Origin of the sequence: Actinopolymorpha pittospori (assembly GCF_014873875.1) — a bacterium.
GTDB lineage: Bacteria > Actinomycetota > Actinomycetes > Propionibacteriales > Actinopolymorphaceae > Actinopolymorpha > Actinopolymorpha pittospori.
Window position 1 is genome coordinate 4,300,712 of sequence record NZ_JADBEM010000001.1, and the last position, 16,488, is coordinate 4,317,199.

Annotated in this window: 14 protein-coding genes and 1 riboswitch; of the genes, 8 read left to right on the forward strand and 6 right to left on the reverse strand. The window is 73.0% G+C overall.

Annotated elements, in window-relative coordinates; genetic code table 11:
* Positions 1-23 precede the first annotated feature (23 nt).
* From HEB94_RS20330 to HEB94_RS20340, 3 genes are read right to left on the reverse strand one after another with little or no spacing between them, the layout of a single operon-like run.
* Positions 24-998 carry an ABC transporter permease gene (locus HEB94_RS20330; protein WP_238361579.1) on the reverse strand — a complete coding sequence of 325 codons (975 nt, stop codon included), beginning with the start codon at positions 996-998 and terminating at the stop codon, positions 24-26.
* On the reverse strand, positions 995-1,780 hold the full coding sequence (locus tag HEB94_RS20335) for an ATP-binding cassette domain-containing protein (RefSeq protein WP_192751368.1): 786 nt from the start codon (positions 1,778-1,780) through the stop codon (positions 995-997). The genes HEB94_RS20330 and HEB94_RS20335 overlap by 4 nt, the downstream gene beginning before the upstream one ends.
* A complete protein-coding gene (locus tag HEB94_RS20340) occupies positions 1,777-2,367 on the reverse strand; it encodes a cupin domain-containing protein (RefSeq protein WP_192751369.1) in 591 nt (196 codons plus the stop codon). The genes HEB94_RS20335 and HEB94_RS20340 overlap by 4 nt, the downstream gene beginning before the upstream one ends.
* Positions 2,368-2,579: 212 nt before the next feature.
* Here HEB94_RS20340 and HEB94_RS20345 point away from each other — a divergent pair, with 212 nt between their 5' ends.
* The 8 genes from HEB94_RS20345 (at position 2,580) to cobC (ending at position 13,571) form a co-directional block, all read left to right on the forward strand.
* Complete coding sequence (locus HEB94_RS20345) at positions 2,580-3,788, forward strand: MGDG synthase family glycosyltransferase (RefSeq protein WP_192751370.1); 1,209 nt, start codon at positions 2,580-2,582, stop codon at positions 3,786-3,788.
* Complete coding sequence (locus HEB94_RS20350) at positions 3,785-4,951, forward strand: glycoside hydrolase 5 family protein (RefSeq protein ID WP_192751371.1); 1,167 nt, start codon at positions 3,785-3,787, stop codon at positions 4,949-4,951. Before HEB94_RS20345 ends, HEB94_RS20350 begins: the two co-directional genes overlap by 4 nt.
* Positions 4,952-5,018: 67 nt before the next feature.
* Positions 5,019-5,203: riboswitch (cobalamin riboswitch) on the forward strand.
* A 117-nt stretch (positions 5,204-5,320) separates the two neighbouring features.
* Complete coding sequence (locus tag HEB94_RS20355) at positions 5,321-6,334, forward strand: cobalamin biosynthesis protein (protein ID WP_192751372.1); 1,014 nt, start codon at positions 5,321-5,323, stop codon at positions 6,332-6,334.
* Positions 6,331-7,848 carry a cobyric acid synthase gene (locus HEB94_RS20360; protein WP_192751373.1) on the forward strand — a complete coding sequence of 506 codons (1,518 nt, stop codon included), beginning with the start codon at positions 6,331-6,333 and terminating at the stop codon, positions 7,846-7,848. Before HEB94_RS20355 ends, HEB94_RS20360 begins: the two co-directional genes overlap by 4 nt.
* A 2-nt stretch (positions 7,849-7,850) precedes the next feature.
* Positions 7,851-10,043 carry a putative cobaltochelatase gene (locus HEB94_RS20365; RefSeq protein WP_192756568.1) on the forward strand — a complete coding sequence of 731 codons (2,193 nt, stop codon included), beginning with the start codon at positions 7,851-7,853 and terminating at the stop codon, positions 10,041-10,043.
* A complete protein-coding gene (cobO, locus tag HEB94_RS20370) occupies positions 10,043-10,669 on the forward strand; it encodes a cob(I)yrinic acid a,c-diamide adenosyltransferase (RefSeq protein ID WP_192751374.1) in 627 nt (208 codons plus the stop codon). The genes HEB94_RS20365 and cobO overlap by 1 nt, the downstream gene beginning before the upstream one ends.
* Positions 10,663-12,045, forward strand: a complete 1,383-nt coding sequence (locus tag HEB94_RS20375; RefSeq protein ID WP_192751375.1) for a cobyrinic acid a,c-diamide synthase CobB — start codon at positions 10,663-10,665, stop codon at positions 12,043-12,045. The genes cobO and HEB94_RS20375 overlap by 7 nt, the downstream gene beginning before the upstream one ends.
* On the forward strand, positions 12,042-13,571 hold the full coding sequence (gene cobC / locus HEB94_RS20380) for an Rv2231c family histidinol phosphate aminotransferase CobC (RefSeq protein WP_337917846.1): 1,530 nt from the start codon (positions 12,042-12,044) through the stop codon (positions 13,569-13,571). Before HEB94_RS20375 ends, cobC begins: the two co-directional genes overlap by 4 nt.
* A gap of 37 nt (positions 13,572-13,608) precedes the next feature.
* On the opposite strand, the gene HEB94_RS20385 is transcribed toward cobC, so the two are convergent.
* Genes HEB94_RS20385 through HEB94_RS20395 form a run of 3 tightly spaced genes read right to left on the reverse strand, consistent with a single transcriptional unit; the run spans position 13,609 to position 16,252 of the window.
* Positions 13,609-14,031, reverse strand: a complete 423-nt coding sequence (locus tag HEB94_RS20385) for a Rieske (2Fe-2S) protein (RefSeq protein WP_192751376.1) — start codon at positions 14,029-14,031, stop codon at positions 13,609-13,611.
* 36 nt (positions 14,032-14,067) lie between these two features.
* Positions 14,068-15,129, reverse strand: coding sequence for an amidohydrolase family protein (locus HEB94_RS20390; protein ID WP_337917847.1), 1,062 nt, complete (start codon positions 15,127-15,129; stop codon positions 14,068-14,070).
* A 28-nt stretch (positions 15,130-15,157) separates the two neighbouring features.
* On the reverse strand, positions 15,158-16,252 hold the full coding sequence (locus tag HEB94_RS20395; protein WP_192751378.1) for an amidohydrolase family protein: 1,095 nt from the start codon (positions 16,250-16,252) through the stop codon (positions 15,158-15,160).
* Positions 16,253-16,488 lie beyond the last annotated feature (236 nt).

Here is a 16,488-nt window from a genome sequence, read left to right on the forward strand (position 1 = left end):
CTACGTTCGGTGACGTACGACGGTCAGCGGGTGCGTTCCCGGTGGACGAAGAGCGCTGCGCCGGCAAGCAGCAGGACCACGAAGAGTCCGGTGACGACGGCGAGGTCGGTGGCCGCGCCCGCGACGACGACCTGCGCGTACCCGTCGGTCCCGGCGTAGTACGTCTCGCGGGTGAGTCCGACGGCGTAGCGCAGCGGCATCGCCCACGCCGCGACGTCGAGGGACGTCGGCAGGTCCCGCAGCGGGACGAGGACCCCGGCCAGTACGTACTGCGGAATGATCAGGAACTGGAACACCTGCATGGCCGCACGCTGGTTCGGCAGGGCCGCGACCGTGGCGAGCCCGAACGCCGCACCGAGCAACGCGCAGGCGAGGCAGGGCAGCACCAGCCGGGCGAGCTGTCCCGTCCCGAGATCGACACCGAAGAGCACGGCGAAGACCACGACTCCACCGGCCTGGACGAACGCGACGCACGTCTCGCCCAGGACCTTCCCGCCGACCAGGGTGAGCCGGGAGACGGGCGCGACGAAGAGTTCGCGGGAGAAGTCGTTCTCGCGGTCCTCGACGACGGAGATCATGCCGGCCGCCGCCGACTGGAAGAGCGTGGCGGGGAGTACGCCGGTAAAGGCCAGGGCGACGGCGTCCAGACCGGTCACCTCGCCCACGGTGGACTGCAGGACGCTGCCGAGTCCCGCGATGAGCATGAGCGGGAACAGCAGGCTGACGGCCAGTCTGGCCCGGTCCCGGAGGAGCTTGGTCACGTCGCGCTGTGCGATCGCGAGCAGGGCCGACAGCTCGTGTCGTGCGCCGGTGGAAGCGCTCGCCGTCGGAGCGGAGGAAGCCGACGGGGCCGTCGGAGTCGACCCAGCCGTCGGAGTCGACCCAGCCGCCGGAGTCGACCCAGCCGCCGGAGTCGACCCAGCCGCCGGAGTCGACCCAGCCGACGGAGTCGACCCAGCCGACGGAGTCGACGGCGCGGACGGAGCCGGCACGGTCATGCGACGGTGTCCTGTCCGGCTTGCTGGAGCAGGGCCAGGTAGGCGTCCTCGAGGGTCGGCTCGACCAGTCGGCTGCGGGCCTTCACCTGCGCGGGCCGACCGGCCTCGATCACACGGCCGCCGGCGAGCACGCACACGGTGTCGGCGGCCTCGGCCTCCTCGAGGTAGTGGGTGGTGAGGAGGATCGTGGTGCCGCGGTCACGTCGGATCCGGTGCAGGTAGGCCCACAGGTCGCGCCTGCTCTCCGGGTCGAGTCCGGTCGTCGGCTCGTCCAGGAACAGCACCCGCGGCCGGTGCGTCAGGGCGCGGACGATCTCGAGCTTGCGGCGCGTGCCGCCCGACAGGGACCGGGTACGCCGGCGCAGGACGCCGGAGATCCCGAGCAGTGCGGCGAGCTCGGCGACCTCCCGCCGGTAGTCCGCGGGCATCAGCCGGTAGAGCGGCCGCCACGGGTGGAGCCCGTAGAGGACGGCGTGCAGTCGGACGTTCTCCTCGGCGGTGAGGTTCAGGTCGAGCGAGGGCTGCTGGAAGACCACGCCCAGTGCCCGGCGCACCTCCCGCTGCTCGGTCCCGAGGTCGTGGCCGGCGATCCGCACCTGGCCCGAGGTCGGCGCGAGCGTCGTGGTGAGGATCGAGACCGTCGTCGTCTTCCCGGCGCCGTTCGGTCCGAGCAGGCAGTACAGCTCACCGTCGTGGACGTCGAAGGACACGTCGTCGACCGCGCTCACCTCGCCGCCGCGGTAGCGCTTGACGAGGTGTCGCACCTCGATCGCAGCCGTCACGTCCGACTCCGCGAACGCCGGTACCGCTGGTCCAGCCCGCACCCGCGAGCCAACCAGGCGAGGGGACGGACCACGCCGCGCACCAGGAAGGTCGGGAGGTACGGCGCACGCACCTCACGCTCGAACTCGCGCATGAACAGCGCGAGTTCGAGCGGGCGTGGCAGCCGCCGGGCCCGCCGGTGCCGGCGGGCGAGCGCCGCCGCGGTCTCCAGCAGGTCCTGCATCGCGAGCGCGGGCCGGGTCTCGACCAGGACGTGGGCGGTGTCTGGTCCGGCGTTCGCGAACCTGTGCACCGCTCCGGGCGGAACCCGCACGGTCATCCCGGGACCGACGGTCATCGAGCGGAGCCCGACCCGAAAGCGCATCGTCCCGGAGAGCATCCGGAAACACTCCTCCTGCACCGGGTGTGCGTGGGTGCTCGGCACCCGGCCACCCGGTGCGAGGAAGAGCTCCCACACGAGGAGCTCCCCGCCGGTCTGCTCCGCCGTCGTACGGACGACGATCCGCTCCCCGCTGGCCGGGTTCTCGATCACCGCGTGGTGATCGGTGACCGGATGCTCGCTGGCCGATGGCCCGGTGTACGCCATCACGACTCCTCGACAGATGAGCGGTGTCTCGGGCTTCCCGCGCCCTGGCGACATCGTGTCAACGGCAGCGACCCGTGGTCGTCCGTCACCGGGACGGCTTCGGCCTACCGCCTGCGGCGTGCCTGGCGGTCTCGGCGTACGTCGGGTGGCGTAGGCCGGAATACCGCCCTGACGCAACGACACGGCCCGAGGCTGAACGCCAGGCTTGCCCCGTGACTCGATCGGGAGGTGTCGCGGCCGACGGTGGGCCCGCGCCGTTGCTCTTCCTTCTCGCCGACACCGGCGGCGGGCACCGCTCGGCGGCGCGTGCCGTGGCGCAGGCGCTCGACCACGCGTTTCCGGGCCGGTTCGCGCCGGTGACGTGTGATCCGTTCACCGGCCCGGAGGCGTCCCGGCTGCTGCGTTTCGTCAGCGGCGGCTACGGTCCGGTGGTTCGCCGAGCCCCGTGGATCTGGGGTGCGGCGTACTACGCCACGTCCTCGCGTTCCGCCCTGCGCTTCCTGCGGTCGACGTTGCTCACCGCGGCCGACCGGGCGGTGGCCGAGGCCGTCGTACGACACCGGCCGGAGGCGATCCTGTCGTTCCATCCTCTCGCCGGTTGGGCCGCCGTCCGGGCCAGCCGGACCGTGGACACCGGTGCGGAGCGCGGCCGCCCTCCGGTGGTGACGGTCGTGACGGACCTGATCACGGCGCATCCGGCGTGGCGGTACGCCGAGGCGGACCACGTCGTCGTTCCCACCTCCGCGGTCCTGGGCCGATGTCAGCGAGACGGCACGCCAGCGCGGTGCGTCGAGGTCGGCGTTCCCGTGACGGCGGAGCACTGGGACGGTCCGCAGCACCGGGTTCGCCGGCTGGCGCTGCGCCGGTCGCTCGGCGTCGCGGCGGACCGGTTCCTGATCGTCCTCACCGGTGGCGCCGAGGGCACGGGCGGGATCGGTCGCCGTGCGATCGCGTTGCTGGAGCGGTTCGACGACGTGCACGTGGTGGCCGTCTGCGGGCGTAACCACGCGGTGCGAGAACGCCTTGCCAGGTTCGATCACGCACCGGGCCGGCTGACGGTGCTGGGTTTCGTCGACAACCTGGCCGACTGGCTTGGATGTGCCGACGTCGTGGTCTGCAAGGCCGGGCCGAGCACGGTCGCGGAGGCCACCTGCCTCGGTGCACCGCTCGTCCTGACCTCGCATCTGCCCGGACAGGAGAAGGGCACCACCGAGTACGTCGTGCGAGCCGGCGCCGGGCGCCACGCCGCGGGGGTCCGCGACCTGATCGAGGTGGTCGACCAGCTGCGCCGGAACCCGTTCGCCGTCGAGGCCATGCGCGCCGCCTCGGCACGGCTCGGCCGGCCCTGGGCCGCCGCCGAGATCGCCGCGCTGGTCGGACGGCTGACGCGAACAGGTGCGGGCGCGAGGAGAGCGGGATGAGTCGGACGGGCTTTCGCAAGGCGGCCTTGACGATCGGGGCGGCGGGTGCCGTCCTGCCGGTGCTCTGCGAGGTTCGCCTCGCCCGGGCCGCACGCCCGCTGAGCGACCGGTGGCGGCGGGTGCCGGTCGAATCCCGCGGGTCGACGCGGCTCGGGATCAGCTTCCGGCCGCTGCAGGCGGCGGCCCTTGGCCTGGACCCGGAGGCGGCGCTGCGCGAACTGCTCGCCTTCCCGTTCGAGGTGATCCGGCTGGCCGCCTACTGGGACCGGATGGAGCCCGCACCCGGAGTCTTCCGCGCCGACGAACTCGACCGGGAGATCGTGGCGGCCGAGCGGGCCGGTAAACGCATCGTCGTCTGCCTCGGCCCGGTGAAGGCGTACGGCTATCCGGAGTTCTTCGTACCCTCGCACCACCTGCGGCCCCCGCTGCGCGAGGGCGTCCTGGTCGATCCCGCCGACCGGCCCGCCCTGCTGGAGGCCGCGCTCGGGTTCGTGAGGCGGGTCGTGGAGCGCTACCGCGACCGGGAGTCGATCCTCGCCTGGCAGGTCGAGCACGAGGCGGTCGATCCGCTCGGCATGGAACACTCCTGGCGGCTGTCGACGGCGTTCGTCGACCGGGAGGTCGCGGCGGTCCGCTCGGCCGACCCGACCCGGCCGGTCATGATGAACGGCTTCCTGCCCACCTCGCTCCCGGTACGACTGCAGCAGTGGTGGCGGACACGGGACCAGGGCGACTCGCTGGACGTGGCCGCCCGCCTGGCCGACATCGTGGGCGTCGACTTCTACCCGCGGCACGCGCTGGTGACGATGGGTGGCACGACGGTGTACCTCGACGGCAGCAGGCGTCCCTGGCAGCAACGCCGGCGCCGGAGGCTGTTCGACTGGGCGGCCGCGCAGCCCGGTCGGCAGCTGATGATCAGCGAAGGTCAGGCCGAGCCCTGGGAGACCGTGACCGTACCGCCCGATCCGCGTTCGCGCGGGATGTACAGCTGCCTGCCCGAACAGCTGGTGGACAACTACAACCAGTGCATGCGCTGGAACCGCGAGGCCCGCACGGCGGCGACCGCGTACCTCTTCTGGGGCGCGGAGTACTGGCTGCTCCGCCGCGACGGTGGCGACCGCGGCTACCTGGACGCCTTCGCGCGGGTCCTCGAGGAGTCCTGATCCCGCGTTCCCGGCGTCCCCGTCGCGACGGCGCGCCCGCGAGTGGGGCCGGCTTGACCCTCTCCGGCCGGCTGTGGTGTGCTTCGGTCGTTCGACGACGGCACGTGGAGGAAGTCGGTGCGAATCCGACGCGGTCCCGCCACTGTCACCGGGGAGCGAACCTCACGAAGGCCACGACCGCATGCGGTGGGAAGGCCGAGGGAAGCCTCGATCCGGGAGCCAGGAGACTCCAGCCGTCGGTCCCTTGACCCGGGGCGTGGATACCCCGAGGAAGGTCTGATGGCGTATGGGTTCTGCACCAGCGCGGGCACGGTCCGCATCGACCACCCGGGCGTCCCTGCCTGAGCGCGCCGCCGCTTTCGCGCAGCGGTGACCAACCCGAAGTCCGGCCTCTGGCTCGGGCTGCTGCTCGGAGCGGGTCTGGACGCCCTGGTCGGCGATCCGCGACGAGGGCATCCCGTCGCCGCGTTCGGCCGTACCGCCACGGCCGTCGAGTCCCGCCTGTGGGCAGACAACCGGGTCCGTGGAGTCGCGCACGTCCTCGCCTGTGTCGGTACGACCGCGGTCGCCGGAACGCTGGTCGCGAAGGCGAGCAGGTCCGCGCCGCTGCGGGTCACGACCGTCGCGCTCAGCACCTGGGCCGTCCTCGGTGGCACCTCACTCGGCCGCGAGGGAGCCGCGATGGGAGCCCTGCTCGAGCGCGGCGACCTCGCCGGTGCCCGTGAACGGCTACCCCATCTGTGCGGCCGAGACCCCGCCGCGCTCGACGCTCCCGAACTCGCCCGCGCCACCGTGGAGTCCGTCGCCGAGAACACCTCCGACGCGGTCGTCGCGCCACTGTTCTGGGGTGCGGTCGCCGGTGTGCCGGGGCTGCTCGCCTACCGCGCGGTCAACACCCTGGACGCCATGGTCGGGCACCGCAACCCCCGCTACGAACGCTTCGGCTGGGCCGCCGCCCGGCTCGACGACCTGGCCAACCTGGTGCCGGCCCGGCTCACCGGACTCCTCGCGGTGGCGCTCGCCCCGCTGGTCGGCGGGAACCCCACCGTCGCGCTGCGCACGATGAGACGCGACGGAGCCAAGCATCCGAGCCCGAACGCCGGCCGCTGCGAGGCCGCGTTCGCCGGAGCGCTCGGCGTCCGGCTGGGTGGGCGGAACGTCTACTACGGCGATCGGGTCGAGGAGCGTGGCCTGCTCGGCGACGGTTCGCCGCCGGAGACCGCCGACATCGCCCGGGCGGTGCGGCTCTCCCGCGCCGTCGGCGTCGCGTCGGTGGTGCTCGCGGCGGGCGCGTGCTGGCTGCGGTCGTCCCGCCGTTCCCGTGGGACCGAAGGGTCGCGGGCACGCCGCGGCCCCTGGTGGTCGAGGAGGTCGGCGGCATGAGTGGCGCACTGCTGGTCGCGGGTACGACGTCGGACGCCGGCAAGAGCGTGGTGACCGCCGGCATCTGCCGCCACCTCGCCCGCCGCGGCGTGAAGGTCGCGCCGTTCAAGGCACAGAACATGTCCCTCAACTCGATGGTGACCCGAGACGGCGCGGAGATCGGGCGGGCCCAGGTGATGCAGGCGGCCGCCGCCCGGGTGGAGCCGGAGGGGGCGATGAACCCCGTCCTGCTCAAGCCGGGCAGTGACCGGCGCAGCCAGGTCGTGCTGCTCGGGCGCCCGGTCGCTGAGGTCGACGCGATGTCCTACCGCGCGCTCAAGGAGCGGCTGCGCGAGGCGGTGCTCGCGTCCTTCGCCGACCTGCGGACCCGCTACGACGTCGTGGTGTGTGAGGGCGCCGGCAGCCCGACCGAGATCAACCTGCGGGCGCGCGACATCGCCAACATGGGCCTCGCCCGCGCCGCGGACCTCCCGGTCGTGGTTGTCGGAGACATCGACCGCGGCGGTGTGTTCGCGTCGATGTTCGGCACCCTCGCACTCCTCGACGCGGCCGACCAGGCGCTCGTCGCGGGGTTCGTCGTGAACAAGTTCCGCGGGGATCCGGCGTTGCTGGAGCCGGGGCTGGCCATGTTGCGCCGGCTCACCGGCCGTGAGGTGCTCGGGGTGTTGCCCTGGCTGCCCGGTCTTTGGCTCGACGTCGAGGACTCCCTCGACCTGGCCGACCGGGGTTCCCTGGGCTACGACGGGTCCCTCCCGCCGCGAGGCGAGGACGTGCTGCGGGTCGCCGTGGTGCGGTTCCCGCGGATCAGCAACTTCACCGACATCGACGCGCTCGCCGCCGAACCCGGCGTCCTCGTCCGTTTCGTCACCCGGCCGGAGGAACTCGCCGACGCCGACCTCGTCGTCCTGCCCGGCAGCCGTGCGACCGTGTCCGACCTCGCCTGGCTGCGCGAGCGCGGACTCGCGGACGCGGTGGTCCGCCACGTCTCGCGGGAGCGACCCCTGCTCGGAGTCTGCGGCGGCTACCAGATGCTCGCCCGGGAGATCCACGACGAGGTGGAGAGCCGGGCCGGTGTCGTGCCGGGGCTCGACCTGCTGCCGGCGGTGGTCCGCTTCGGTGCGGAGAAGGTGCTCGGCCGGCCGCGCGGAACCGCGTTCGGCGAGGTCGTCGACGGGTACGAGATCCACCACGGCGTGGTGACCGCCGAGGGCGGCGAGCCGTTCCTCGACGGCTGTGCGGTGGGCGCGGTTCGCGGCACGACCTGGCACGGGGCGTTCGAGAACGACGGCTTCCGGCGCGCGTTCCTCGCGAGCACCGCGAACGAGGCCGGCCGACGCTTCGTCCCCGCCCCGGACGTCTCCTTCGCCGACGTCCGCGAACAGCGGCTCGACGCGCTCGGCGACCTCGTGGCGGACCACCTCGACACCGACGCCCTCGACAGGTTGATCGAACACGGCGCACCGGCCGGACTGCCCTTCGTCCCACCCGGTGCACCCGGAGGAACCCAACTGTGAGCATGAACGCCTCGGTCTTTCCGTTCAGCGCGGTCGTCGGCATGGACGACCTGCGACTGGCGCTGGTGCTCAACGCCGTCTCGCCGGCGGTGGGCGGCGTCCTCGTCCGCGGCGAGAAGGGCACCGCGAAGTCCACGATGGTGCGGGCGCTGGCGGCGATCCTGCCCCCGGTCGACGTCGTCGCGGGCTGCCGCTTCTCCTGCGACCCGGCCGCCCCCGACCCGGCCTGCCCGGACGGCCCGCACGAGGTGGACGTGGCCGGCGGGACCCGGCCGGCGCGGCTGGTGGAGCTGCCGGTCGGCGCGAGCGAGGACCGGCTGGTTGGTGCCCTGGACATCGAGCGCGCCCTCACCGAGGGCGTGAAGGCCTACGAACCCGGACTGCTCGCGGCCGCGCACCGCGGCGTGCTCTACGTCGACGAGGTCAACCTGCTGCACGACCACCTCGTCGACCTGCTGCTGGACGCGGCGGCGTTGGGCACGTCCTACGTCGAACGCGAAGGTGTCTCCGTCCGGCACGCGGCACGGTTCCTCCTGGTCGGGACTATGAACCCGGAGGAGGGCGAGCTGCGCCCGCAGCTGCTCGACCGCTTCGGGCTCACGGTCGAGGTCGCCGCCCCCCGTGAGGTCGGCCCGCGTTCGGAGGTGGTCCGCCGCAGGCTCGCCTTCGAGGCGGACCCGGCGGGCTTCGCCGCCCGGTGGGCGCGGGCGGAGGCCGACCTCGCGGCCCGGATCGCCGACGCCCGGCGCAGGTTGCCCGCCGTCGAGCTGTCCGACAGCGCGCTGCGCCAGGTCGCGTCGGTCTGCGCGGCCTTCGACGTGGACGGCCTACGGGCCGACCTGGTGACCGCGCGGGCCGCGATCGCCCACGCCGCGTGGGCGGGGCGTACCGAGGTGAGCAGTGAGGACGTACGGGTGGCGGCCCGACTCGCGTTGCCGCACCGTCGGCGGCGGGATCCCTTCGACGCGCCCGGTCTCGACGAGGACCAGCTGGACGAGGCGCTGGAGGCCGCCCGGCAGGACGAGGGCGACGGACCCGACGACGGCTCGGACGGCCCCGACGACAGCCCGGACGGCAGCGGACCGGACCGCCCCGACGACGGTCCTGGCTGCGGTCGGCCGGACGGTGGCCCGGACGGAGGGCCACCAGCCGACGGTGGTGGGGACGACGACGCGCCCGCGGCCGACAGAACTCCGCCGGAAGGTACGCCCGAGGACCCCGAGACCGGCGACCAGCCGCCCGCCGGCGCCGGAGCGCCCGCGCCGGACCGCCCCGCCGCGACGCCGGACCAGCCGTTTCGTGCCCGGCGGCTCGAGGTGCCGGGCCGGGGCAGCGGTGCGGCCGGTCGGCGCTCCCGGGCGGAAACCTCCTCCGGGCGGGTCACCCGGGCGCGGGTTCCCGACGCCGGCCCGGTGAGCCGACTGCACCTCCCAGCGACGCTGGTGGCCGCCGCGCCGCACCAGGTCGCTCGCGGCCGGACCGGTCGGGGCCTCGTCCTCCACCGGCAGGACCTGCGCGAAGCGGGCCATGAGGGGCGCGAGTCGAACCTCATCCTCTTCGTCGTCGACGCGAGCGGTTCCATGGCGGCCCGGGCCCGGATGTCCGCCGTGAAGGGCGCCGTGCTCAGCCTGCTCCTCGACGCCTACCAACGCCGGGACAAGGTGGGGCTCGTGACCTTCCGCGGCGCCGACGCGACACTCGCGCTGCCGCCGACGTCGTCGGTGGAGGCCGCGGCCGCCCGGTTGTCCGCGCTGCCGACCGGTGGCCGTACCCCGCTCGCCGCCGGGCTGCTCCGCGCCCACGAGACCCTGCGTACCGAACGGCTCCGCGACCCGCGTCGCCGCCCGTTGCTCGTCGTCGTCACCGACGGCCGGGCGACCGGTGTCCGAGGCGCGGACCATCTGGGGCAGGCGCACCGCGCGGCCGACCTGCTCGCCGCGTCCGGCGTCGCCTCGGTCGTCGTCGACTGCGAGTCCGGTCCGGTGCGGCTCGGGCTGGCCGGGCAGCTGGCGTCCGCGCTGCGGGGAGAGGTGCTGCGCGTCGACGAGCTCGCCGCCGACCCTCTCGCCGCGTCGGTCCGCGACCGTACGGTCGACGCGCGCACCGCTCGCTCCCGGACGACGCGACCAGCGACGCGACCGGCCACGTCGCGGCCTCGCCCCAGCGGTCCCCGGCGCGCGCGGGGGGTGGCCTGATGCCGAAGGGCAGGCCGACGACAGTCCCCGACGACGGTCTGACGACCCGGCAACGCCGCAACCGGCCGCTCGTCGTCGTCCACACCGGGGAGATGAAGGGCAAGTCCACCGCGGCGTTCGGGCTGGCGCTACGGGCCTGGAACCAGGGCTGGCCGATCGGTGTCTTCCAGTTCGTCAAGAGCGCCAAGTGGAAGGTCGGCGAGGAGGCCGCGTTCCGCGCGCTCGGCAGACTGCACGAGGAGACCGGCGAGGGTGGCCCGGTGGCGTGGCACAAGATGGGCTCGGGCTGGTCGTGGATCCAGCGCCCGGGCACCGGGATGGGCCCCGAATCCGACCACGCCGCCGACGCCCGCGAGGGCTGGGAGCAGATCAGGCGCGACCTCGCCGCCCAGACCTACCGCCTCTACGTCCTCGACGAGTTCACCTATCCGATGAAGTGGGGCTGGGTCGACGTCGAGGACGTCGTCACCACCCTGCGGGAGCGCCCCGGTGACCAGCACGTCGTCATCACCGGCCGGGACGCCGACCCGCGGCTGCTGGATGCCGCCGACCTCGTCGTCGAGATGACGAAGGTGAAGCACCCGATGGACGCCGGTCAGAAGGGTCAGCGGGGGATCGAGTGGTAAGCGTCCCGCGGGTCGTGATCGCCGCACCGGCGTCCGGCCACGGCAAGACCACGGTCGCCACCGGGCTGATGGCGGCGCTGCGTCGACGAGGCCTCGCCGTCTCGCCGCACAAGGTCGGCCCCGACTACATCGACCCCGGCTACCACGCCCTCGCCACCGGCCGCCCGGGCCGCAACCTCGACCCCGTGCTGTGCGGCGAGGACCTGGTCGCGCCGCTCCTCCTCCATGGCGCCCGCGGTGCCGACGTCGCCGTGGTCGAGGGCGTGATGGGGATGTACGACGGCCGCGGCACCACGTCGTACGGCTCGACCGCGCACGTGGCTCGGCTGCTCGACGCCCCGGTCGTCCTGGTCGTGGACGCCGCCGCGCAGGGCCGCTCGGTCGCCGCGGTGGTCGCCGGGTTCGCGGCGTACGACAGCCGGGTCCGGATCGGCGGGGTGGTGCTCAACCGGGTCGGGTCCCCCCGCCACGAGGAGATCCTGCGGACCGCGCTCGACGACCTCGGCGTTCGCGTGCTCGGTGTGCTCCGGCGCGACGAGGCGGTGGCCACGCCGGCCCGCCACCTCGGCCTGGTCCCGGTCGCCGAACGGGCGGCCGAGGCGACGACGACCGTGGACCGGCTCGGTGCGCTGGTTTCGGCGTCGGTCGACGTCGACGCGGTGCGCGCCCTCGCCCGCTCCGCCGGCCCACTCGCGGCGTCCGCCTGGGATCCCGACGCCCAACTCGCACCTCCCGCGGCGGAGCGGCCGGTCGTCGCCGTCGCCGGCGGCCCGGCGTTCACCTTCTCCTACGCCGAGACCGCCGAACTCCTCAGTGCCGCCGGAGCGCAGGTGGTCACGTTCGACCCGCTGCACGACGAGGCGCTGCCCGACGGCACCCGCGGGCTGGTCATCGGCGGGGGATTCCCCGAGGTGTACGCCGAGACGCTGTCGGACAACGCCCCGCTGCGTGCCCACGTCGCCGAACTCGCTCACCGGGGCGCGCCGATCAGCGCGGAGTGTGCCGGCCTGCTCTACCTCACCCGCGAACTGGACGGCCACCCCATGTGCGGTGTGCTCGACGCACGGGCCGAGATGACGGGGCGGCTGACCCTGGGCTACCGCGAGGCGGTCGCCGCGACCGACTCGGTGCTCGGCGAGGCGGGGACCGTCGTGGCCGGCCACGAGTTCCACCGGACCGTCGTCCAACCAGTCCACGGCGACGCAGCGCCCCTCTCGGCATCCCGGCCCGCCTGGCGGATCGACCACCGGCTGGAGGGTTTCGTCCGGGGCAACGTCCACGCGTCGTACGTCCACCTGCACTGGGCCGCGCGACCAGAGATCGCCCGGCGGTTCGTCGAGGCCGCGCTGGCCGTCGACGTCGCGGCCCGCACGTGACGCGACACGACACGGTCCGCGCCGGCGAGCAGGCGACGAAGGTCGTCGTGGGGGTCGGCGCACGCCGAGGCGCGACGGTCGACGAGGTGGTCGCGCTCGTCCTCGCCGCACTGGACGAAGCTGGACTGTCGCCGCAGTCGGTCACGCAGCTCGCCACGGTCGAGGCGAAGGCCGGCGAGCCCGGCATCGTGGCGGCGGCCGCGAGGTTCGGCTGGCCCCTCCTCACCCATCCGGCGGACCGGCTCGCGGCCGTGGACGTGCCCGGTCCGGGTACGGCGAGTCTCGCCGCCCTCGGAACCGCGAGCGTCGCCGAGGCCGCCGCCCTCGTCGACACCGACACCCTGGTCGTCTCCAAGCGCACGTCGGCGACGGCGACCGTCGCGATCGGCGTCGCGCGACCGGACGGCCGCCGCAGACCAGCCCCGCACAGGCGAAACCACGATCCCCGGGACAGCACCGTGACCGACAGCACCGTGACCAACGACACTCTCGATCCCGCCACCCGTGCGGACGTCGACCTGCGCCACCACGGCGACAGTGAGGTCGGTCCGGGCCTGGTCGACCTCGCCGTCAACGTGCGCGCCGGTACGCCTCCGACCTGGCTGCGCGACGTGCTCGTCCGGTCTCTGGAGGAGGTGGCGGCCTACCCGGATTCGACGACGGCCCGCGCGGCGGTCGCCGCCCGGCACGGCCGGCCGGTCGAGGAGGTCCTCCTCACCGCGGGCGCGGCGGAGGCTTTCGTGCTGCTCGCCCGGGCGCTTCGGCCTCGCCGACCGACCGTGGTCCATCCGCAGTTCACCGAGCCGGAGGCGGCGTTGCGGGCGGCCGGTCACGACGTCGACCGGGTCCTCCTCCCGCCGCCGTTCCACCTCGATCCCGCGCTCGTCCCGGACGACGCCGACCTGCTCGTGGTCGGCAACCCGACGAACCCCACCTCGGTACTCCACCCCGCGCGGACCCTCGCCGCGCTCGCTCGTCCGGGGCGGACCATCCTGGTGGACGAGGCGTTCGCGGACTGCGTGCCGGGCGAGGCCGAGTCGCTCGCCGGCCGTCGGGACCTGCCTGGCGTGGTCGTCGTCCGGAGCCTCACCAAGACGTGGGGGCTCGCCGGTCTACGAGTCGGTTACGTCCTGGCCGACGCGTCTACCGTGGACCGGCTCGCCGCCGTCCAGCCGTTGTGGCCCGTCTCGGCACCCGCCCTGGCCGCCGCGGCGGCCTGTGTCGGCGAGCGGGCCGTGGCCGAGGCGGACGCCTGGGCACGGGTTCTGGCCGGGGACCGGGACTACCTCGCTGGCCTGCTGCGGGACGTGCCAGGCGTCGACGTGGTGCCGGAGAGCAGCGCGTCGTTCCTGCTGGTGCGGATCGCGGACGCCGCGGCGGTACGCGTCGCGCTGCGCGAGAGGGGCTTCGCCGTACGCCGGGGCGACACGTTCCCCGGGCTCGGGACCGACTGGCTCCGCCTCGCGGTCCGCGACCGGCGTACGTCCCACGAGTTCGTCGGTGCCCTGCGCGACGTGCTGACCTGACCCGCCGATCCGCCGACCCCGCTCCGCCGCCGGCGGTTCACACGTCGATGACGACGTACTCCCGATCGACCTCGACCCGGTAGGTCTCCGCCTCGTAGGGCCCCTTGACGTACCCCGTGACGGCGTCCTGCGGTTCGACACTCGTCTCGTAGGCACGCACCCGCGTCTTCGCCGGATCGAACCACGACTGTCCGGTCCGAACGTCGAACTCCCACTGGTGCCAGGGGCAGCGGACGATCTCACCGCGCCGGATGTAGTCGTACTCGCCCGGCACGTCCGACCGCACCAGGCCCGACAGGACGCCCTCACACAGCGGGCCACCCTCGTGCGGGCACTGGTTGCGGATCGCGTAGTAGTCGCCGTGGATGTTGAAGACGCCGATCGAGCGCCTCTCCACCGTGACGATCTTGCGCTGGCCGGGCGGGATCTCGTCGACGGTCGCGACGACGTACTTCGGCATGCGGTGTCCTTTTCGCTGTCCTCGTCGCCGCGTGGCTCAGGAGAGCCCGTACAGGGCCTTGGCGTTGTCGGCGAAGATCTTCGCCCGGTCCTCCTCGGGTAGCCGCACCCGGAACGCGCGGTCGGGATCGTCGTAGTCCCAGTGCGGATAGTCGGTGGAGAACATCACCCGATCAGAACCGCCCAGGTGCTCGAGAACCTGCATGATGTGCCGGGGGTTGTGCGGCTCCTCGATCGGCTGCGTGGTGACCCACATGTGCTCGCGGATGTACTCCGACGGCGCGCGCTTCAGGTGAGGCACCTCCTCCTTCAGCCTGCGCCAGTGCTTGTCGAGGCGCCACATGAGCGGCGGCAGCCAGGCGAAGCCACCCTCGATGAGGACCACCCGCAGCCGGGGGAAGTGTTCGAAGACTCCCTCGCAGACCATGCTCACCACGTGCGCCTGGAACGCCTGCGCCATGTCGGTGTGGTCCTCGATGTAGTACGACGGCCAGCCGGACGCGGTGACGGGCACGCCGCGGGCACCGCCGCCGAAGTGGATGCCGACCGGGAGATTGTTGCGTTCGGCCGCTTCGTAGAGCTTCCAGTACTTCCGCCGGCCGAGTGGCTCCGCGGTCCGGGCCGCGAGCAGGACCTGGACGAAGCCGGGGTGGTCGGCGTACCGGTCGATCTCGACCGCCGCGAGTTCGGCGTCCTCGTACGGCACCGACACACCGGCGCGCAGTCGGGGCTCCTTCTCCAGCCACTCCGCGATCTGCCACTCGTTGGTGGCGCGGGACAGGGCGGCGGAGTACTCCGCGTTCAGCTGGGTGCCCGCCCCTCCGAGACAGTTGAGGACGCCGTACTCGATGCCCTCGGGGTCGAGGTGCTGCTCGCGCATGAACTCGAGGTCGCCGCCCGGCGGTCGGCCCGAAGGCGGCCAGGCGTCGTGCCGCGCCGCCGAGGGAGCACCCTTGGGGTACATCGATCCCGGGTGGGAGCGGGAGCCGAAGAGCTCGCCGTGCCGGCGCCAGCGCTTCGAGAGGTACGGCGTGAGCGCGCCGGCCCAGACCGAGTTGTGGATGTCGCAGTCGACGACCGGACCTCTGTTCCTTCTCACTGTCGCGACCATGGCGCCGTCTCCAGGGCTAGAACCGGTAGGTGGCGATTGCGTTCGTGGCGAGGATCGCGCGTTCCAACTCGGGCGACAGCCCCGACGGAAGCACTCCCTCGTCGTCGTCGAACTGCCAGTGGGGATAGTCGGTGGCGAACAGCAGCATGTCGTCGCAGCCGAGCTGTTCGATCGTCTCGACGAGCTGGCGGGGTTCGGCGGGTTCGTCCAGCGGCTGCGTCGTCAGCCGGATGTGGTCACGGATGACCGACGACGGTTCCCGGGAGACCCACGGGACCTCGCGCCGCAGTCCCTTCCAGTTCTTGTCGAAGCGCCACATCAGCGCGGGCAGCCAGGTGAAGCCGCCCTCGATGAGGACCACACGCAGTCCCGGGAACTTCGCGAACACACCCTCGGAGACCAGGCTCACCACCTGCGCCTGGAAAGCCTGGGTGAGTCCGACGTAGTCCTCCAGGTAGTACGACGGCCAGCCGACCGGCGTCACCGGGTTGCCGCTCACACCGCCGGCGTAGATGCCGACGGCGAGGCCGTGGCGTTCCGCGGCGGCGTAGATCGGCCAGTACCTCCGCTTGCCGAGCGGCGCCTCGGCGCGCACCGGGAGCAGCACCTGCACGAACCCGGGATGGTCGCCGATCCGGTCGATCTCCTTCGCGGCGTAGTCCGGATTCTGTGCCGGTACGACGATCGAGGCCCGCAGCCGGGGTTCCGGGTCGAGCCACTGGGCGGCCTGCCAGTCGTTGACCGCACTGGCCATCGCCAGAGCCCAGTCGTCGTTGTGGATCGCGGAGATCTCGAAGCCGCAGTTGACCACGGCGTACTTCAGCTGCCAGTGGTCGAGCACCTGCGCGCGGATGAGGTCGAGGTTGCTGCCGGGTGGCCCCTGCTCGGGAACGGCTCCGGGCCGCGCCGACAGCGGCGAGCCCTTGGGGTACTGCGCCGGGTCGATCGAGCGGACACCGCTCTCGCTCATGTAGTCACGCCAGCGCTGGTCGAGATACGGCGCCAGGTGCTCGACCGAGGGGACGGTGATCTGGACGTCGCAGTCGACCACGTCGGCTGCCGCCCACCGTGCGAGCCGCCCTGGCTCCGGGGTTCCGGACCTGTCGCTCATGCCGCGGTCCTTGTCCTCGCCTGGATGCGGATAGGAAGTACTGAGATTGACTGCCGGAAAATGAATTCCACGATGCGACATAGTTAAGGAGATCGGGGAACTGTCGTCAAGTCTCGCGCGGGAGCGGGCGGGGTGGGTCGCACGCCATGGCCGTTTGTGGCCCTGGGCGCGTCGGCACCGCCGGAAGTACTGTCGACGACGGCCGAACGCGGGTGCCGTTCCGGTTGTGCGCATCC